Source organism: Gordonia sp. p3-SID1431 (assembly GCF_025143765.1).
Taxonomy (GTDB): Bacteria; Actinomycetota; Actinomycetes; order Mycobacteriales; family Mycobacteriaceae; genus Gordonia; species Gordonia hongkongensis.
In genome coordinates, this window is the sequence record NZ_JAMBDT010000007.1 from 1 (window position 1) to 18,105 (window position 18,105).

The 18,105-nt window shown below is 70.5% G+C and carries 17 protein-coding genes; 4 read left to right on the forward strand and 13 right to left on the reverse strand.

Going from position 1 to position 18,105, the window contains the following annotated elements; all coding sequences use genetic code 11:
• Positions 1-27: 27 nt before the first annotated feature.
• From infB to rimP, 4 genes are all read right to left on the reverse strand, one after another.
• Entirely contained in the window at positions 28-2,886 is a 2,859-nt protein-coding gene (gene infB / locus M4D77_RS03320; RefSeq protein WP_259935550.1) for a translation initiation factor IF-2, read from the reverse strand.
• Between the two features lie 99 nt (positions 2,887-2,985).
• Positions 2,986-3,270: a YlxR family protein gene (locus M4D77_RS03325; protein WP_058250131.1), complete on the reverse strand. Its 285-nt coding sequence runs from the start codon at positions 3,268-3,270 to the stop codon at positions 2,986-2,988.
• A 101-nt stretch (positions 3,271-3,371) separates the two neighbouring features.
• Positions 3,372-4,382, reverse strand: a complete 1,011-nt coding sequence (gene nusA, locus M4D77_RS03330; protein ID WP_058250130.1) for a transcription termination factor NusA — start codon at positions 4,380-4,382, stop codon at positions 3,372-3,374.
• A 16-nt stretch (positions 4,383-4,398) separates the two neighbouring features.
• A complete protein-coding gene (gene rimP, locus M4D77_RS03335; protein ID WP_259935551.1) occupies positions 4,399-4,995 on the reverse strand; it encodes a ribosome maturation factor RimP in 597 nt (198 codons plus the stop codon).
• Between the two features lie 96 nt (positions 4,996-5,091).
• Here rimP and M4D77_RS03340 point away from each other — a divergent pair, with 96 nt between their 5' ends.
• Positions 5,092-5,655 carry a hypothetical protein gene (locus M4D77_RS03340; protein WP_058250128.1) on the forward strand — a complete coding sequence of 188 codons (564 nt, stop codon included), beginning with the start codon at positions 5,092-5,094 and terminating at the stop codon, positions 5,653-5,655.
• Complete coding sequence (locus M4D77_RS03345) at positions 5,652-6,137, forward strand: ferritin-like domain-containing protein (protein ID WP_259935552.1); 486 nt, start codon at positions 5,652-5,654, stop codon at positions 6,135-6,137. Before M4D77_RS03340 ends, M4D77_RS03345 begins: the two co-directional genes overlap by 4 nt.
• 6 nt (positions 6,138-6,143) lie before the next feature.
• On the opposite strand, the gene M4D77_RS03350 is transcribed toward M4D77_RS03345, so the two are convergent.
• Positions 6,144-7,874, reverse strand: a complete 1,731-nt coding sequence (locus M4D77_RS03350) for a proline--tRNA ligase (RefSeq protein WP_259935576.1) — start codon at positions 7,872-7,874, stop codon at positions 6,144-6,146.
• On the opposite strand from M4D77_RS03350, the gene yaaA reads away from it, so the two are divergent.
• Positions 7,873-8,655: a peroxide stress protein YaaA gene (yaaA, locus tag M4D77_RS03355; protein ID WP_259935553.1), complete on the forward strand. Its 783-nt coding sequence runs from the start codon at positions 7,873-7,875 to the stop codon at positions 8,653-8,655. The genes M4D77_RS03350 and yaaA overlap by 2 nt on opposite strands.
• Positions 8,656-8,677: 22 nt before the next feature.
• Here the strand turns inward: yaaA and M4D77_RS03360 are convergent, their stop codons facing one another.
• From M4D77_RS03360 to M4D77_RS03380, 5 genes are all read right to left on the reverse strand, one after another.
• The gene (locus M4D77_RS03360) at positions 8,678-9,217 is read right to left on the reverse strand and encodes a pyridoxamine 5'-phosphate oxidase family protein (RefSeq protein ID WP_247451959.1); all 540 of its coding nucleotides are present in this window, start codon (positions 9,215-9,217) and stop codon (positions 8,678-8,680) included.
• A 29-nt stretch (positions 9,218-9,246) separates the two neighbouring features.
• The gene (locus M4D77_RS03365) at positions 9,247-10,704 is read right to left on the reverse strand and encodes a DHA2 family efflux MFS transporter permease subunit (RefSeq protein ID WP_065629077.1); all 1,458 of its coding nucleotides are present in this window, start codon (positions 10,702-10,704) and stop codon (positions 9,247-9,249) included.
• Between the two features lie 189 nt (positions 10,705-10,893).
• Positions 10,894-12,198, reverse strand: coding sequence for a uroporphyrinogen-III C-methyltransferase (cobA, locus tag M4D77_RS03370; RefSeq protein ID WP_247451958.1), 1,305 nt, complete (start codon positions 12,196-12,198; stop codon positions 10,894-10,896).
• A 28-nt stretch (positions 12,199-12,226) separates the two neighbouring features.
• Positions 12,227-12,493: a hypothetical protein gene (locus M4D77_RS03375; RefSeq protein ID WP_139104503.1), complete on the reverse strand. Its 267-nt coding sequence runs from the start codon at positions 12,491-12,493 to the stop codon at positions 12,227-12,229.
• Positions 12,494-12,504: 11 nt separating this feature from the next.
• Positions 12,505-13,512 (reverse strand): acyl-ACP desaturase, encoded by a 1,008-nt coding sequence (locus tag M4D77_RS03380; RefSeq protein ID WP_065628958.1) that lies wholly within the window; start codon positions 13,510-13,512, stop codon positions 12,505-12,507.
• 139 nt (positions 13,513-13,651) lie between these two features.
• Here M4D77_RS03380 and M4D77_RS03385 point away from each other — a divergent pair, with 139 nt between their 5' ends.
• Positions 13,652-14,347, forward strand: a complete 696-nt coding sequence (locus tag M4D77_RS03385; RefSeq protein ID WP_065628959.1) for a response regulator transcription factor — start codon at positions 13,652-13,654, stop codon at positions 14,345-14,347.
• Position 14,348: 1 nt separating this feature from the next.
• On the opposite strand, the gene M4D77_RS03390 is transcribed toward M4D77_RS03385, so the two are convergent.
• Genes M4D77_RS03390 through cobO form a run of 3 tightly spaced genes read right to left on the reverse strand, consistent with a single transcriptional unit; the run spans position 14,349 to position 18,099 of the window.
• Entirely contained in the window at positions 14,349-16,007 is a 1,659-nt protein-coding gene (locus tag M4D77_RS03390) for a GAF domain-containing sensor histidine kinase (RefSeq protein ID WP_065628960.1), read from the reverse strand.
• Positions 16,007-17,488 (reverse strand): cobyrinate a,c-diamide synthase, encoded by a 1,482-nt coding sequence (locus M4D77_RS03395; RefSeq protein ID WP_259935554.1) that lies wholly within the window; start codon positions 17,486-17,488, stop codon positions 16,007-16,009. Before M4D77_RS03395 ends, M4D77_RS03390 begins: the two co-directional genes overlap by 1 nt.
• Positions 17,482-18,099 carry a cob(I)yrinic acid a,c-diamide adenosyltransferase gene (cobO, locus tag M4D77_RS03400; protein ID WP_159370648.1) on the reverse strand — a complete coding sequence of 206 codons (618 nt, stop codon included), beginning with the start codon at positions 18,097-18,099 and terminating at the stop codon, positions 17,482-17,484. The genes M4D77_RS03395 and cobO overlap by 7 nt, the downstream gene beginning before the upstream one ends.
• Between the last annotated feature and the right edge of the window lie 6 nt (positions 18,100-18,105).

Genomic DNA, 18,105 nt, shown 5'->3' on the forward strand with positions numbered 1-18,105 from the left:
GTCGTACGAGGGTGGTCGTCGCCGCGATCAGTCGCGCGGCTTCTCCCGCAGCTCGTAGGTCTCGATCACGTCGTCCACCTTGATGTCCGAGTAGGTCAGCGTGAGACCACATTCGTAGCCTTCGCGAACCTCGGTGGCATCGTCCTTCTCACGCTTGAGCGACGACACGGTGAGGTTCTCGGCGACCACCACGTTGTCGCGCAGCAGGCGGGCCTTGGCGTTACGCCGCATGATGCCCGACTGCACGAGGCAACCGGCGATGTTGCCGACCTTCGACGACTTGAAGATCGCGCGGATCTCGGCGCGGCCGAGCTCCACCTCTTCGTAGATCGGCTTGAGCATGCCCTTGAGCGCGCTCTCGATCTCGTCGATGGCCTGGTAGATCACCGAGTAGTACCGGATGTCGACGCCCTCGCGGTTGGCCAGCTCGGTGGCCTTGCCCTCCGCCCGGACGTTGAAGCCGATGATGATCGCATCCGAGGCCGCCGCCAGGTTGACGTTGGTCTCGGTGACGCCACCGACACCGCGGTCGATGATCCGCAGCGAGACCTCGTCGCCCATCTCGATGTTCAGCAGGGCCTCTTCGAGGGCCTCGACCGTACCCGAGTTGTCACCCTTGAGGATGAGGTTGAGCTGGCTGGTCTCCTTGAGAGCCGAATCCAGGTCTTCCAGGCTGATCCGCTTGCGGCTGCGTGCGGCCAGCGCGTTGCGCTTGCGCGCGTTGCGCCGGTCGGCGATCTGCCGGGCGATGCGGTCCTCCTCGACCACGAGCAGGTTGTCGCCTGCGCCGGGGACCGAGGTGAAGCCGATGACCTGGACCGGACGCGACGGCAGCGCCTCGGGGACGTCGTCGCCGTGTTCGTCGACCATGCGTCGGACTCGTCCGTAGGCGTCGCCGGCGACGATCGAGTCGCCGACCTTCAGCGTGCCGCGCTGGACCAGCACGGTCGCCACCGGGCCGCGGCCGCGGTCGAGGTGCGCCTCGATGGCGACACCCTGGGCGTCCATGTCCGGGTTGGCGCGCAGGTCCAGCGACGCATCCGCGGTGAGCAGGACGGCCTCGAGCAGTGCGTCGATGTTCTCGCCCTGCTTGGCCGAGATGTCGACGAACATGGCGTCGCCGCCGTACTCCTCGGGGACCAGACCGTATTCGGTCAGCTGCCCGCGGATCTTCTGCGGGTCGGCGCCTTCCTTGTCGATCTTGTTCACCGCGACCACGATCGGCACGTCGGCCGCCTGGGCGTGGTTGACCGCCTCGACCGTCTGCGGCATGACGCCGTCGTCGGCCGCGACCACGAGGATCGCGATGTCGGTCGCCTTGGCGCCGCGGGCACGCATGGCGGTGAACGCCTCGTGACCCGGGGTGTCGATGAAGGTGATCAGGCGATCCTCACCGTTGAGGTGGGTGTTCACCTGGTAGGCACCGATGTGCTGCGTGATGCCGCCGGCCTCGCCCTCCCGGACGTTGGCCTTGCGGATCGTGTCGAGCAGTCGGGTCTTACCGTGATCGACGTGGCCCATGACGGTGACCACCGGCGGACGCTGTTCGAGGTCTTCCTCGCCGCCCTCGTCCTCGCCGTAGGTGAGGTCGAAGCTGTCGAGCAGCTCGCGATCCTCGTCCTCGGGGCTGACCACCTGGACGCGGTAGTTCATCTCCGAGCCCAGCAGTTCGAGCGTCTCGTCGTTGACCGACTCGGTCGCCGTCACCATCTCGCCGAGGTTGAACAGCGCCTGCACCAGCGAGGCCGGGTTGGCGTCGATCTTGTCGGCGAAATCGGACAGCGACGCGCCACGGGCGAGACGGATGATCTCGCCGTTGCCGCGCGGCAGCCGGACGCCACCGACGGCCGGCGCCTGCATGTTCTCGTACTCGGCGCGTTTCGCCCGCTTCGACTTGCGACCACGGCGCGGTGCACCACCGGGACGACCGAAGGCGCCTGCTGCGCCGCCACGTCCACGGCCGCCACCGCCACCGCCGCCGGGACGACCGCGGAAACCGCCACCGGGAGGTCCTCCCGGTGCACCGGCTCCGCCGCCACCGCCGCGGTAACCACCGCCGCCGCCGGGACCACCACGGCCTCCGCCGGCACCACCACGACCACCCGGACGGGCGTCAGGACGGGCCGCACGCGACGGCATGGCGCCGGGGCTCGGACGCGGGGGCATGTTGCCGGGATTGGGACGGGGACCGCCCTGGCCGGGGGCGGGACGACCGCCACCGGGACGCGGACCACCCTGGCCGGCGGCGCCGGGACGACCACCACCGGGACGCGGACCGCCCTGACCCGGTCCGGGACGGGCAGCCGGACGCGGCGCGGGCGCCGGTGCCGACGAATACGGGTTGTTGCCCACCCGCGGCGTGCGCGGGCCCGGCTTCGGGCCGGGACGCGGACCCGGGCTCGACGTGGGAGCAGACGGTGCTGCCGACGCGGCCGGGGCCTGCGGGGCCGGTGCCGAGGGAGTCGGACGCGGGCTGGGGCGTTCCGCCGCTGGGGCGGGCGCCGGCGCCGGGGTCTCCACCGGTGCGGGTGCGGGCTTGGGTGCGCCCGGCTTCGGCGCGTTGGTGCGCGGGCCGGGGCTCGGACGGTCGGCGACCGGCGCCGACGGGGTTGCGGGTGCACCGGGCTTCGGTGCGTTCGTGTTGCCGGACGGCTTGGGTCCGGGCTTGGCGCTCTGGCGCGGGCCGGGGGCCGGGGACGACTTGGAGTCCTTGGCTCCCCCGTCCTTGCCGGGGAACGATTCACGCAGTCGACGGGCCACGGGGGCCTCTACCGTCGACGACGCCGATTTGACGAACTCGCCTTGCTCCTTCAGACGCTCGAGCACCTGCTTGCTCGTGACGCCGAGCTCTTTGGCCAGTTCGTGCACGCGGGCTTTGCCTGCCACTGCTCTCCTCACTTGGAGGCCAAGCGGCTCACCCGCTACGGCCTCGATTTAAGTCCGGTACATGCTCATCGTGACTTCACGGTGTGCTCATGTCTTCTGCTACCTGTTCCGGCTCCGGGGAGCCATCCTCTGGTGGGTGATCGCGCCGAGCTGTTCGGTGAGATCGTCCGGGTCCACGGTCAGACCGGGGGTCCGGAGTGCCGCGGCGAAGGCCCGGCGTCGCGTCGCGGTGGAGATGCACTCCGACCGCGCGTGCAGCCACGCGCCTCGTCCCGGCATGGTCTTCGCGGGATCGACCACGACTGTCGGGGTGTCACCGCACAGCTGTGCGACGACACGGACCAACTCGCCGGCCTCTGCCCGCTGCCGGCAACCGATGCACATCCGGATGGGTGTGCCGCCGGCTGGCGAACGGGGGGCGGATCGCTGAACCATCGATCAGTCTAGCGCGAGCGGGCCCGGCGGGGACAATCGGCTGCTGCGCGTCACTCCGGCCCGCCCTCGGCCGCCGGCGCGGCGTCGGACCGGATGTCGATCCGCCACCCCGTGAGCCGGGCCGCGAGCCGGGCGTTCTGGCCCTCTTTGCCGATGGCCAGCGACAGCTGGTAGTCCGGCACGATGACCCGCGCGGCCTTGGCGGCGGCGTCGACGACCGTCACCGAGACAACCTTCGCGGGCGACAACGCATTCCCGACGAAGACCGCCGGGTCGGTGTCGAAGTCGATGATGTCGATCTTCTCGCCGGCGAGTTCGCTCATCACGTTCCGTACGCGCTGGCCCATCGGACCGATGCACGCGCCCTTCGCGTTGAGGCCGGCCACGCCGGTGTGCACCGCGATCTTCGACCGGTGGCCGGCCTCGCGCGCCACGGCGACGATCTCGACGCTGCCGTCCTCGATCTCGGGCACTTCGAGGGAAAACAGTTTGCGCACCAGGTTCGGGTGGGTCCGGGACAGGGTGATCTGCGGACCGCGCGGTCCGCGGCTCACGCCGACGACATAGCACTTGATCCGGTCGCCGTGGGTGTAGACCTCGCCGGGCACCTGCTCGGCGGGCGGGATGATGCCCTCGGTCGAGTTGGCGTCGCTGCCGATCTGGACGACGACCATCCCGCGTGCATTGGCGCGCGAGTCCTGCTGCACGACGCCGCCGACGATCTCACCCTCGTGGGCGACGAGGTCGCCGAAGTTCTTCTCGTTCTCGGCGTCGCGCAGGCGCTGGAGGATGACCTGCCGTGCGGTCGTCGCCGCGATGCGGCCGAATCCTTCGGGCGTGTCGTCCCATTCGTGGACGACGTTGCCGTCCTGGTCGACCTCCTGCGCCATCACGCGGACGGCGCCGGATTTGCGGTTGACGTCGACGCGGGCGTGCGGCGCGAAACCGTCGGTGTGTCGGTAGGCCGTCAGCAGAGCGGTCTCGATGGCGGTGATGACGGTCTCGATCGAGATGCCCTTGTCGGCCTCGATCATGCGCAGGGCGGCGATGTCGATGTTCATGTCGTCGGTCTCCTATTCACTTGTCGTGTTCATTTGTGGTGTTCAGTTGTCGCGCGGCCGCGGGGGCGCGGCGCGCTTCGATCTCGTCGGGTTCGAGGCCGCACAGTTCGAGCTCGCGGACGCTCGGCTGAGAGAAATCCACCTGCACCACGGCTTGGGTCACCGAGGCGAGGTCGACGGTCTCCACCGCGATCCGCCCCTTGTGGTTCGCGACCACCTCGACCGCCGGCGCCGGGTCGTCGAGCAGCCTGCCGATGCGTCCGGCGACGGTGCGCGGCTGCGACCCGGGTCCGCCGTCGACCTCCACGACGACGCGCCGACCGGTGTTGCGACGCCAGTGCCGGGGCAGGGTGAGCGGGCTGTCGACGCCGCGCGAGGTCACCTCGAGCACGTAGGCGAGGTCGGCGAAGTCGGGTGTGGCGTCGAGGAGGTCGGAGATCTCGGTGCTCAGTCCGGCGAGGACGTCGAGGTCGCTGCCACCGTCGCGGTCGACCACGATCGACAGTTCCTCCTGGCCGTCCCGGCTGCGCACCGTGATGTCCTCGAGGTCGAATCCCCGCTCGGCGACAAGCTTTTCGACGAGTTCGCGCACCTGCGTCGGGCTGATCGGCATGCCACTCCCCTCGTCTTCAGTTGTCGGGCCGTGCCGGGTCTCGCACGACGTTGCTCCGAACATCCTAGTGGATCGATCGCGCGGAGAACTGCTGGCATGATGTCCCGGGTGAGCATGCCCCCGATCGAGCGACGGACCCTGCGGCACCCGATCGACCGGCGCACCGCCTTGCGCGGCGGACTCCTCGCGGGCGCCGTCGTCGTCGGTGCCGGGGCGGCCGGCGTCGGACTGACCGGTTGCGATTCGTCGCCCTCCGCGGAGACCCTGCTGGCCGAGAGCCTGGTGCCCCTGGTGCGCTCGGCGTCCGCGGACGAGAGCACCGCGCGCGCCCTGGTCGCCGTCGAGCCCGCCTACGCCACCGCACTCGGTGTCGTGGCCGATCAGCGCGCCCAGCACGCTCGCGCACTGCGCGAGGAGATCATCCGGCTCGACCAGGAGGTGGCGGCGACACTCGACCGTCCCGCCACCTCGGCGACCGCCTCGACATCCCCGGCGGGTGCCCCACCGGCGGCACCGTCCCTGGCTCGACTGCGCGTCGATCTCGACGCCGCGGCCGGGCAGGCCCGCCGGGTCGCGCTCGGCGCCGCCGGGTACGCAGCCGGGCTGACCGGGTCGGTCGCCGCGGCCGTCACTTCGATGCGAGAGGTGCAACTGGCATGACGTCCCCCGTGAACACACCGGCGTCGAACTCACCGGCCGCGCAAGCAGATCCCGACGACCCGTTGGTCGTCGCCGCCGAGACCGAGAACGCCGCGATCTTCACCTACGGCGTCATCACCGCCTTCGTCGCCGCCTCCCGTCGACGCACCGTCGCCGAGTACGCCGACGCCCATCGCGCCCGACGCGACGAGATCGACCGGACGATCGAGGCGGCGGGGAACACACCGCCGCTGGCGGCAGCCGGCTACTCGCTGCCGATCGAGGTCACCGACCCGACCACGGCGGCCCGCGCCGCGCTCGGCGCCGAGATCGACTGTGCGAGCGCCTATCGCGCGTTGCTGGAGCAGGCCGACGACGAGACCGGACGCCGGATCGGCGCCGACGGGCTGTCGGACAGCGCGGTGCGCGCCGCGCGCTGGCGGGTGGCTCTGCAGGAGAGCCCGGTCACGGTGGCGTTCCCCGGCTCCCCCGCGGACGGCTGAGCCGCCTCAGCCGCGGGCGGCCGCCACCACCGCGTCGACCGCGGTGTCGACCGCGACCTCGGTGGCCTCACCGGTGAAGCGGTCGCGGATCTCGATAATGCCGTTGGCATATCCGCGACCGACGACCACCACGGTCGGCATCCCCAGGAGTTCGGCGTCCTTGAACTTCACTCCGGGCGACGCCTTCCGGTCGTCCAGGAGCACCTCGAGACCGGCCGCGTCGAGGTCGGCGGCGAGCTGCTCGGCGCCGGCGACGGCGGCCTCGTCCTTGTTGGCGATGACGAGGTGAACCGCGAACGGCGCCACCGACTTCGGCCAGCGCAGGCCCTTGTCGTCGTGGGACTGCTCGGCGATGACCGCGACGAGGCGCGACACCCCGACACCGTAAGAACCCTGGGTCAGGCGGACCGGCTTGCCGTTCTCGCCGAGGACGTCCACCTCGAAGGCGTCGGTGTACTTCTGGCCGAGCTGGAAGATGTGCCCGATCTCGATGCCCTTGGCACTCACCAGGGGTCCGGCGCCGTCCGGCGACGGATCGCCGTCGCGGATCTCGGCGGCCTCGACCGTCCCGTCGGGCGTGAAATCGCGGCCGGCGACGAGTCCGACGTAGTGCCGGCCCGGCTCATCGGCGCCGGTGATCCAGGAGGTCCCCTCGACCACCCGCGGATCGACGAGGTAGCGGATGCCGTTGTCGGCCAGCGCCTTCGGTCCGATGTATCCCTTGACCAGGAACGGGTTGGCGGCGAAGTCGGCGTCGGTGAGCAATTCGACCTCGGCGGGTTCGACGGACGCCTCGAGACGCTTGAAGTCGACCTCGCGATCGCCCGGAACACCGATGCCGGTGATCTCCCAGTCACCGCCCGGCACACGGAGTTTCACGAGCACGTTCTTGAGGGTGTCGGCGCCGGTGTACTGCCCGTCGAGCGTCGCGTTCGCCCAGTCGACCAGGCTGTCGATCGTCGGGGTACCGGGCGTGTCGTGGACGACCGCCGCGGGCAGGTCGTCGTAGGGCAGCGGGTCGGGCGCGCGGGTGATGACCGCTTCGACGTTGGCGGCGTAGCCGGATTCGACGCAGCGCACGAACGTGTCCTCGCCGACCGCCGACTCGGCCAGGAACTCCTCGGAGGCGCTGCCACCCATCGCGCCGGAGGTCGCGGCGACGATGACGTACTCGATCCGCAACCGCTCGAAGATCTTCTGATACGCCTCACGGTGCGCGTTGTAGGCGGTCTTGAGTCCGTCGTCGTCGAGGTCGAAGGAGTAGGCGTCCTTCATCACGAACTCACGTCCGCGGAGGATGCCCGCGCGCGGCCGTTCCTCGTCGCGGTATTTGGTCTGGATCTGGTAGAGGATGACCGGCATGTCCTTGTACGACGAGTACTCGCCCTTGACCAGCGTCGCGAACAGTTCCTCATGGGTCGGGCCGAGGAGCATGTCGGCACCCTTGCGGTCCTTGAGGCGGAAGAGCGAGTCGCCGTATTCGGTCCAGCGGTTGGTGGTGTCGTAGGGCTCGCGGGGCAGCAGGGCGGGCAGCAGGATCTCCTGGCCGCCGATGGCGTTCATCTCCTCGCGGACGACGTTCTCGATCGCCTTCAGCACGCGTAGACCGAGCGGCAGCCACGAGTACACACCGGGCGCGACTCGGCGGATGTAGCCGGCTCTGACCAGCAGCTTGTGGCTGGGGACCTCCGCGTCGGCGGGGTCGTCGCGCAGGGTCCGCAGGAACAGGGTCGACATGCGTGTGATCACGACCAACCAGCTTAGTTATGGTGTTGCGGTGCTCGTCATCCTGCCTCCCTCCGAAACAAAATCCGACGGCGGGCGCGGCGCTCCCCTGGATCTCGACACGCTGTCCTTCCCCGAGCTGAACCCGGTCCGCAAGCAGGTCGCCGACGCGCTCGTCGCCCTGGCCGACGACCTCGAGGCCAGTCGTACCGCGCTCGGGCTCGGCGCCACCCAGCTCGACGAGGTCGACCGCAACGCCGACCTGTGGCTGTCCCCCACCCGGCCGGCTCTCGAGCGCTACACCGGCGTCCTCTACGACGCCCTCGATCACCGGTCGCTGACTCGGGCAGGCAAGACCAAGGCCGCCGACCGGCTGGCGATCGGGTCGGCGCTGTTCGGTGTCGTGCGGGCACCGGATCCGATTCCCGCGTATCGACTCTCGGGCGGGTCCAAACTGCCCGGGATGCCGACCCTGGCGGCGCTGTGGAAACCGGACCTGTCCCCCGCGCTGGACGCGGTCGACGACTTCGTCGTGGACCTGCGCTCGGGCGTCTACCACCAGCTCGGTCCGGTGCGCGGCGCGGTGACGGCGACCGTGATGACCGAACAACCGGACGGCTCACGCAAGGTGGTCAGCCATTTCAACAAGCACTACAAAGGTCTGATGGCCCGCGAGCTGGTCCGCACGCGGCGTTCCGTACGCGACGTGAACGGTGTGGCCGCGGTCCTCGCCGACGCCGGGCAGCGGGTCGAGATCGAAGCGCCGGACCGCATCGTCGTACTGACCGACTGACCCGGCACCGAGGTCCGCGACGCTACTGCGCGTCGAAGTCGAAGAGGGTTGCGCCACCGGGCTCCACGGTCTGCAGGACGGTCGCCCGTCGCGGCGTCACCCGGTAGACATACCAGGGCGGCGGGCCGGCCGACGGCGCACTGAAGTCGGCGGTCAGCGCGGCACCCGACTCGTCGACGCGGCACGGCCACCCGTCGCCCGCCCACAGCTCCGCCATCTCGGCGACGACGGCGGGCTCGGTGACCAGGTTCGCGTCGCCCTCGACCACCAGGTCGGCCTCGTCGAGTGCCACCGACAGGGTGCAGCGCGGGTCGCGGGCGAGGTTGCGCGCCTTCCGGGTCGACGGACCGGTCTCCAGCCAGATCGCGTCCCGATGCCACAGCGCCCCGATTCCGGTGACGTGCGGGCTGCCGTCGGCGTTGATCGTGGCGATCCACCACGTGTGCCGGTCGGGACCACCGGTCCCCGGCGCCTGGGACACCCCGGCGGTCAATCGGGCCGCGACGGGCTGCCAGTCGAGTGTGCCGATGTCGTAGAGCTCAGCGAGATTCTTGGCGTCCATACCGGGACCGACCGTGCGTCCGCCGGAATTCATCGCCGGGTGTCGGACCCCGGGGTGTTCGGCTCGGCGTCGAGCCCGGCGTCGAGCCCGGCGTCGGCGGCTTCCTGGGCGGCCTGTCCCTCGGCGACCTGCTCGGGCGTGAACCGCATGAACAGCACGACGATCGCGGCGAGGACGGCGATGCCCGCGCAGGCGGCGAAGGCCAGCCCGTAACCCTCGGCCTGCGCGGCGAGCTGGGTGGGATTCATCGTCTCGACCGGCGCGGTGGTGCCGCCCTTCGACAGCGCGCGCGAGGTGACCATCGCACCGACGGCAACCAGGCCGACGGCCCCGCCGAGGTTCTGCGCGACCTGCGCGAGCGCGGTCAGGGGGCCGATCTCGGTGGTGCCCACCCCGGCCACCACGGACAAGGTAAGCGGGATGACTGCCAGACCGACGCCGAAGCCGATCACGACGACGGGGACGAAGATGCTCGGGAAGTAGTCCGGTGAGTCGGTCGCGATCGACGATGCGTAGAGGCAGCCGACGAGGATCACCGCGCCGCCGACCAGGACGAGCCAGCGCGGCTGGATCATCAGCGCCAGCTTCGACGCGATCGCCGCGGCGATGCCCAGCCCGAACGCGAACGGCACGACCGCGAGCCCGCTCTGGATCGGCGAGTACTGCAGGATGCCCTGCAGGTACAGCGAGATGAACACCGCCATGCACATCATGATCATGCTGGCGAGCAGGATGGCGAGCAGGGCTGCGACGCGGGAGCTGTTGTCGAAGAGGGAGAACGGCAGCAGTGGGTTCCGGGCGCGCCGTTCGACCACGATGAACGCGGCCAGGGCGAGGGCGCCGAGGATGAACGAGCCGACCACGACCGGCGCCGTCCAACCGTTGGGCCCCTCGTTCACCGCGAGCACCAGCAGGGTGCAACCGAGGGTGCCGAGGACCGCGCCGGGCACGTCGAGGGGCAGCCGCTCACCCTGGGATTCCCGCAGCGCAACGATCGCCCCGACGACGACGATCAGACCGATCGGCACGTTGATGAGGAAGACCAGGCGCCACGACAGCTCGGTCAGCACCCCGCCGAGGATGAGCCCGGCCACCGATCCCACGCCGGTCATGGCCGCGTAGACCGCGAAGGCCTGACTGCGCGGTTTGCCGGGCGCGAAGGTGGTGGCGACCAGCGCCATGGCGGTGGGCGCCGCGATCGCCGCCGACGCGCCCTGCAGGGCCCGGCCGGCGAGGAGGCTCGCCTCGTTCCAGGCCAGTCCGCACAGCAGCGAGGTGAGGGTGAAGGCGACCACGCCGACGATGAACATCCGTTTGCGCCCGAACGTGTCACCGAGTCGGCCGCCGAGGAGCATGAGACCGCCGAACGCCAGCACGTAGCTGCTGATGACCCAATTGGCGCTGGACTCCGAGAGCGTGAGCGCGTCGCGGATGCTCGGGAGCGCCAGCGCGGCCACGGTGCCGTCGAGCACGACGAGCAACTGCATCCCGGACAGCACCAGGATCGGCAGTCCGAAGACCGGACGGAACTGCTCGCTGTTCCCCGCTCCTGTGTTCACCGTTCCAGTGTTCACGGTTCCGGTGTTCGCAGCTCCGGGAGTCGACATAGAGAACGACCGTACCGGCCGACCGCCGGGACATGCCAATCTGCGTTGATCCGGTTTGGGTTGATCCGGTCAGGCGCCCTCGGTGAACGCGGCCACGTCGCCGATGACGACGATCGCGGGCGGACGCAGCCCCTCGGCCTCCGCGACCTCGCCGGCGTGGGCGAGATCGGTACGCAGCAGACGCTGGGTCGGCAGGGATCCGTTCTCGATCATCGCGACCGGGGTGTCGGGCCGCCGGCCGCCCTCGAGCAAGGCGTCGGCGAAGACCTCGACGCGTTCGACCGCCATCATCAGGACCAGGGTGCCGCGCAGCTTGCCCATGGCCGACCAGTCGATCAGCGAGTCGGGGTGGCCGGGCGGCACGTGGCCCGAGGCGATCACGACCTCGTGGGTGACGCCGCGGTGCGTCACCGGGATGCCCGCCGATGCCGGTGCGGCGATCGAGCTGCTGATCCCCGGCACCACGGTGACCGGGACCCCGGCGGCCACACAAGCCTGCAGTTCCTCGAAACCCCGCCCGTAGACATAGGGGTCGCCGCCCTTGAGGCGGACCACGAACTTGCCCTCCTTGGCCTTCTCCACGAGGACGTCGTTGATGGCTTCCTGCTTCATCGCGCGGCCGTAGGGCACTTTGGCGGCGTCGATCACCTCGACCTGCGGGCCGAGTTCGGCGAGCAGTTCGGGGGGCGCGAGCCGATCGGCCACCACCACGTCGGCCTCGGCGAGGAGCCGTTGGCCGCGGACGGTGATCAGGTCGGGGTCGCCGGGACCGCCACCGACGAGGGCCACGCCGGCGGCGTGCGGGGCGGCGTCGTCGACACTCAGCGACCCCTCGGCGAGGGCACGGCTCATCGCGGCGCGGAGTGCGGCCGACAGTTTGTGGTCGCCGCCGGCGAGGACGCCGAACTGGACGTCGCGGTGACGGCCGGATGCCGGGGTGACGGCGGTGCCGTGGCGGGCGTCGTCGGCCCGGACACAGAACGTGTGCCTGCGCTCGGCCTCGGCCACCACCGCCTCGTTGACGGCGGGATCGTCGGTGCAGGCCATCGCGTACCAGGCGCCCTCCAGATCACCGTCGGCGTAGCGGCGCTGGGTGACGGTGATGCCGGTGAAGGATTCGACGGCCGGGGTGGGATCGAGCGCGATGACGTGCACGTGGGCACCCGCAGCGACCAGATTGGGCAGCCGCCGCTGCGCCACCGACCCGCCGCCCACCACGACGACCTTGCGTCCGCGGAGGTCGAGGCCGACCAGGTAGTGCCCCTCGCCGGAGGGGAAAGCATCGGGCCCGGGGACGTTCGGGGGTCCTGGGACATTCGACCCCGATACATTCGACCCCGGGACATTAGACACGGCGGAGGCAGGCTCGGACATGGGAGCTGACCTTACCGGGACAGCTGATCTAGAGCGGCAACTCACCCGTCCGGCGGACGTGGGCCCACACATCGGCAGCCGGGACACCGAGCCGGTGGGCCGCGGACTGCAGGAGCGCCCCGAGCAGGCTCGACGTGCAGAACGCGGCATCCAGCGAGTCGTCGGCGTTGATCCGGATCTGGTTCCACCACAGCGGGTTCCGATCCACGGCGGCCTCGGCCATGGCGATCGCGGTGGCGAAGCCGGCAGGGGCGGAGGCGGACTTCCCAGCGCCGGTCCCCCTCACTTCGGTCACGGTCACGTCGGTCACCGGGCCCGCAGTTCTCGTGCGTGCTGGCGCTGCAGCGCCCGCTCCCGCGACTCCTCGAACTTGCGCACCTTGACGTCCATCTCCTCCAGGAACTCCGCGAGGCGTTCGCGGTAGTGCTCGCCGACCGGCCCGAAGTCGTCGCGCTCGAAGATGCGCCACTTCCGCAGCACGGGCATGACGACGTCCGACATGTGTTGCGGCAGATCGTAGATGCCGCCCTTGGCGATCAACACGGCGTTGCGCCGGAAGTTCGGCATGGTCGCGCCGGGCATCTGGAAGTTGGTCACGATCGCGTGGATGGCGGCCATGGTCTCGTCGGGAACGAGGTCGAGCGCGCCGGCGACGATGTTGCGGTAGAAGAGCATGTGCAGGTTCTCGTCGGCCGCGACACGCTGCAGCATGCGGTCGGCGATCGGGTCCCCGCATGCCTTCCCGGTGTTGCGGTGCGAGACCCGGGTGGCCAGTTCCTGGAAACTGACGTACGCGACCGCGAACAGCATGTCGAAGCTGTGGTCGCGCTGCCCGTCGTCGTCGGGCAGGGGGTTGAACCCCGACGTCATGTGCGCCATGCGGATCTCTTCGAGTTCGACCGGGTCGACACCGCGGGTCACCACCAGGTAGTCGCGCATCACGATCGAGTGGCGGTTCTCCTCGGCCGTCCAGCGCCCCACCCACCAGCCCCAGGCATCGTCGAGGGTGAAGTTGTCGGCGATCACCCGGTGGTACGACGGCAGGTTGTCCTCGGTGAGCAGGTTGGTGATCATCGCGGCCTTGGCGACGTCGGAGAGCCGGGACTGTGCCGGATCCCAGTCGAGTCCGCCGAGAGCCGCGAAGTTGCGTCCGTCGTCCCAGGGCACGTAGTCGTGCGGGTGCCAGTCGCGCGTCATCTTCATGTGCCGCTCGACCTCGGTCTCGCACACGGGCAGCAGTTCACGCAGTAGATCCGAACCGGTCATGCCGCGGTCGGCGGGTTCGGCGTCGGGGGGTCCGATGAGGGTGGTCACGTGCTCTCCTGATCACAGCGGGGGTCGTACCATCCACTCTGCGCGGCGGGACGGGTGGTGCTCGTGAGGCGAAGGTCCCGCCTGTATGGGGTCCGACGTCGCGACTTCCCGGCGCCGCACATCCGGTACTTTCAGACCCATGTCCCCTGCCACGACCGATTCGGCCACCGCCGATCCGACCCCGTCCCCGAATCCGGTCCGCGCCTACCTCGTCGACGACCACGAACTCGTCCGGCGCGGTCTGCGCGACCTACTCGGGACCGCCGGCGACATCGAGGTGGTGGGCGAGGCGGCCTCGGTCGGCGAAGCCCTCGTCGGCATCCTGGCGACCAAGCCCGATGTCGCCGTGCTCGACGTCCGGTTGCCCGACGGCAACGGGGTCGAGCTGTGCCGGGACGTCCGCGCGGCCGAACCGGGGATCAAGTGCCTGATGCTCACGAGCTACGCCGACGACGATGCACTGCTCGCCGCGGTCCTCGCCGGCGCCTCGGGTTTCGTGCTCAAACAGATCCTGGGGCACAACCTGGTCGCCGCGGTCCGGACCGTCGGTCGGGGCGGTTCACTGCTCGACGATCGGTCCACGGCGGCCCTGCTCGCCAAGCTGCGCAACGAGAAGCAGACCGAGAAGGATCCGCTCGCCGAGCTCACCCATCAGGAGCGCGAGGTGTTCGCCCTCATCGGCGAGGGCCTGACCAATCGGCAGATCGCCGGCCGGATGTTCCTGGCGGAGAAGACGATCAAGAACTACGTGTCCCGCATCCTGGGCAAATTGGACATGCAGCGACGCACCCAGGTCGCCGTGATGGCGACCAGACTCCGCGACGGCAAGGAGTGAGTCAACCCACCAGCGGCACCGACCAGGTGAGCGTCGTCCCGCCGCCGCTGGTCCGGCCCTCGCTCGTCCCGCCCCCACTCGTCCCCCGCGGGCGGGTGACGATGCTGAACGTCCCGTCGCAGTCCTCGGCGCGGCGCGTCAGGTTCTCGAGACCCCGATAGGTGACGTCGGCGCCGATGCCGACCCCGTCGTCGCTGATCTCGACGGTCAGGACGTCGTCGGCGGTCACCGACACCGCGATGTGGTCGGCCCGCGCGTGCCGGAGCGCGTTGCTCAAGCCCTCTCGCAGGACGGCGTCGATGTGTGGTCCGAGGGAGTCCGGGACCACCGTGTCGACGGGGCCGTCGAACTCCACGCTCGGCGAGATCGACGCGTGCCCGGACAGTTCGGAGACAATGTCGAGCACCCGCCGCCGCAGCGTCGGGCCGATGTCGGTTCCGTAGGGCGTCTGCAGGTCGAAGATCGAGGTGCGGATCTGCGCGATCGTGCGGTCGAGGTCGGTCATGATCTGCTCCAGGCGCGCGGCCGCGGCGGCCGGATCGGTGGTCCCGGCCAGCAACGTCTGTACCGACATCCCGACCGCGAAGAGTCGCTGGATCACATGATCGTGCAGGTCGCGGGCGATGCGGTGCCGGTCTTCGAGGACCTCGAGATCGCGGGCGATCTGTTGCTGCTCGGCGTAGACGACCGCCAGCGAGGCGACCTCGGCGACACCGGCGAGCCCGGCGATCTCCTCGTCGTCCCAGTAGGGGCGGTTACGGTGGGTGATGAGCATCCAGCCGAACGCCCCCGATGCGCGCTGGAGGGGTTGCACCGAGGTCCAGCGGGCGCCGCCCCGTATCAGCGACTCGGCGATCTGGCCGGAACGCTGCACCCGCAGCGCCGTGGCGTCCGGCGGGATGAAGTTCTCGATCTCCACCGGATCGCCGGTGTGCCCGCGTAGTTCCACCTCCCCCGCCATCTCGGTGAGCAGGTAGACATCGACCGCGCCGACGAGACCGGCGACATCGGCGCACATCCGGGACATGGTGTCCGACAGCGCGATTCCGGCCAGCGGCTCCGACCCACGCCGGGCCAGGACCTGCATCCAGCGGTGGCGGGTGCGGGCCCGTTCGAAGAGACCCGCGTTGTCGACGGCGATCCCGGCGGCCACCGCCAGCACCGCGACGACGGTCTCGTCGACCTCGGAGAAGTCCTCCGCGGACCGCTTCTCGGTCAGGTAGAGACTGCCGAACACCTCGCCGCGCACCATGATCGGAGCACCGAGGAAGGTGTGCATCGGCGGGTGGTTGGGCGGGAACCCGACCGACGTCGGATGAGCGCCGAGGTCGTGGATGCGGTGCAGGCGGGGGTCGTCGATGAGCAGGCCGAGGACCCCGCGGCCGACCGGCAGATGACCCATGGTGGCGCGTTGCGCGTCGGTGATGCCGATGTGCACGAATTCACTCAGCCCGCCGTCCGGTCCGCGCACGCCGAGGGCACCGTACTGGGCATCCACGAGTCCCGCCGCGACCTCGACGATGCGCTGCAGCGCGCGGTCGAGTTCGACCCCCTGCCCGACCACCAGCACCGCCTCCAGCAGTTCCCGGAGCAGGGCGGGATCGTCGGCACCGTGATCGGCGAGCGCGTCGAGCGTCTCGCGGAGCCGGTGCGCCAGCATCAGGACGCCCCGGGGGCGTCGCCGACGGACTGGGGCGTCGGCACCCGCCCACTATCGGCGGATCGGGACACGAAGCGGCACAACGCTTCCGGGATCGCGGCCGGATGCAGATGCAGGTACGAGGCGTGCACTGCGGCCGTCGCGACCCCGTGCATCGACGCGCGGCCCGCCGAATCCCGCCAGGCCCAGGCCGGGGCGAGCGCGCCGTCGCCGACCCCGCTGCGGTGGAACTCGTGACCGGTGACGCGTTCGCCGGTCCGGAACAGGGCCGAGTCGCCCACGGCCACGGCATGGCGGTATCCCAGCGTCAGGGTCGGGCCGAAGTGGCCGGGGATGTCGAGGACGCCGCTCATCGGGTGCCCGTCGAGTTCGGTGCACAGGTACAGCAGGCCCGCGCACTCGGCGTGGATCGGCCGACCCGCCGCGGCGTGCGCCCGGAGGTCGGCGCGCAGGAGATCGTTGGCGGCCAGCGCCTCGGCGTGTTCTTCCGGGAATCCGCCACCGATCACCACGCCGGCCGCTTCCGCGGGCAACCGGTCCACGAGCGGGTCGAAGACGACGACGCGCGCGCCGGCGGCGGTCAGCATCTCGGCGTGCTCGGCGTAACCGAAGGTGAACGCCGCGCCCCCGGCGACCGCGATCACCGGCGAACCGGCCGACGCGGCGGGACGATACGGCGCGACGGCTTCCGCAGCCGACCAGGCCGCGGCGTCGGGGACCGCACGTCCGCGGGCGGCGGCCACGATCGCCGGCAGGTCGAGGGCGCCGCGCAGGTGCGCGGTCATCGCGTTCACGGCGGCGACCGCGTCGGCGTTGCGTTCGGCGGCCGGGATCAGGCCCAGGTGCCGGGAGGGCACCGTCAGCGACGGGTGGCGCCGCAGCACACCGAGAACCGGCAGTCCCACCCGCGCGGCGGCCTGTCGCAGCACCATCTCGTGGCGTGGCGAACCGACCCGGTTGAGGATGACGCCCGCGATCGACACCGAGGGGTCGTAGGAGAGGAACCCGTGCAGCACGGCGGCCAGCGACTGGCTGTGGCCCGCGGCGTCGACGACGAGGATCACCGGCGCACCGATGATCGACGCGACGTGCGCGGTGGAGCCGACGCCGAGTGAACCGGCATCGCCACCTGGACTGCCACCCGTGCCGTTGCCGCTGTCGCGCTCCACGATCCGGCCGTCGAAGAGGCCCATCACGCCCTCGACGACCGCGATGTCGGCGCCCGCGGCGCCGTGGGCGAAGAGCGGCGCAATGCGTTCGGCGCCCACGAGATTCGGGTCGAGATTGCGTCCGGGTCGTCCGGCCGCGACGGCGTGGTAGCCGGGGTCGATGTAATCGGGGCCGACCTTGAACGGCGCCACCCGGTGTCCGGCCGCCCGCAGTGCGCCGATGAGGCCGGTCGTCACGGTGGTCTTGCCGCTGCCCGACGACGGCGCGGCGATCACGACGGCGGGCGTCGACGCCCGCGCGGAGATCACCATTCGATCCCCTTCTGCCCCTTGCGTCCGGCGTCCATCGGGTGGGCGATCTTGTGCATCTCGGTCACGAGATCGGCAGCGTCGACGAGGGCCTGCGGGGCGCGCCGGCCGGTGATGACCACGTGCTGGCGTCCGGGTCGGCGGGCGAGGGTGTCGAGCACCTCGGCGGTGTCCACCCAGCCCCAGTGAAGCGGATAGGTGAACTCGTCGAGGACGTAGAAGTCGTGTTCGCCGGCATCGAGACGGCGTGCGATCTCCGACCACCCGGCCCGGGCGGCGGCCGCGTGGTCGTCGTCCTGGTCGTCGTTGGCCCGCAACCAGGACCAGCCCTGACCCATCTTGTGCCATTCCACCGGCCCACCAGCGCCGGTCTCCGCGTGCACCCGGTCGAGGGTGAGCATCGTCGACTCCTCCCCCACCTTCCATTTCGCACTCTTCACGAACTGGAACACCGCGACCCGCATACCCGCGTTCCACGCGCGCATCGCCATCCCGAAAGCGGCGGTCGACTTGCCCTTGCCGTCGCCGGTGTGCACCGCGAGGACGGGCTGATTACGGCGCTGTCGCGTCGTCAAGCCGTCATCGGGGATGCTGACCGGAACTCCCTGGGGCACTCGACT

Coding starts and splice junctions, on each gene's coding strand:
- M4D77_RS03325 (WP_058250131.1), bottom strand. CDS start 3,270: ATGTGCATCGGTTGCCGGCAGCGGGCAGAGGCCGGCGAGTTGGTCCGT.
- nusA (WP_058250130.1), bottom strand. CDS start 4,382: ATGAACATCGACATCGCCGCCCTGCGCATGATCGAGGCCGACAAGGGC.
- rimP (WP_259935551.1), bottom strand. CDS start 4,995: ATGCCGATCAGCCCGACGCAGGTGCGCGAACTCGTCGAAAAGCTTGTC.
- M4D77_RS03340 (WP_058250128.1), top strand. CDS start 5,092: ATGATGTCCCGGGTGAGCATGCCCCCGATCGAGCGACGGACCCTGCGG.
- M4D77_RS03345 (WP_259935552.1), top strand. CDS start 5,652: ATGACGTCCCCCGTGAACACACCGGCGTCGAACTCACCGGCCGCGCAA.
- yaaA (WP_259935553.1), top strand. CDS start 7,873: ATGCGTGTGATCACGACCAACCAGCTTAGTTATGGTGTTGCGGTGCTC.
- M4D77_RS03350 (WP_259935576.1), bottom strand. CDS start 7,874: ATGTCGACCCTGTTCCTGCGGACCCTGCGCGACGACCCCGCCGACGCG.
- M4D77_RS03360 (WP_247451959.1), bottom strand. CDS start 9,217: ATGGACGCCAAGAATCTCGCTGAGCTCTACGACATCGGCACACTCGAC.
- M4D77_RS03365 (WP_065629077.1), bottom strand. CDS start 10,704: ATGCAGTTGCTCGTCGTGCTCGACGGCACCGTGGCCGCGCTGGCGCTC.
- cobA (WP_247451958.1), bottom strand. CDS start 12,198: ATGTCCGAGCCTGCCTCCGCCGTGTCTAATGTCCCGGGGTCGAATGTA.
- M4D77_RS03385 (WP_065628959.1), top strand. CDS start 13,652: ATGTCCCCTGCCACGACCGATTCGGCCACCGCCGATCCGACCCCGTCC.
- M4D77_RS03390 (WP_065628960.1), bottom strand. CDS start 16,007: ATGCTGGCGCACCGGCTCCGCGAGACGCTCGACGCGCTCGCCGATCAC.
- M4D77_RS03395 (WP_259935554.1), bottom strand. CDS start 17,488: ATGGTGATCTCCGCGCGGGCGTCGACGCCCGCCGTCGTGATCGCCGCG.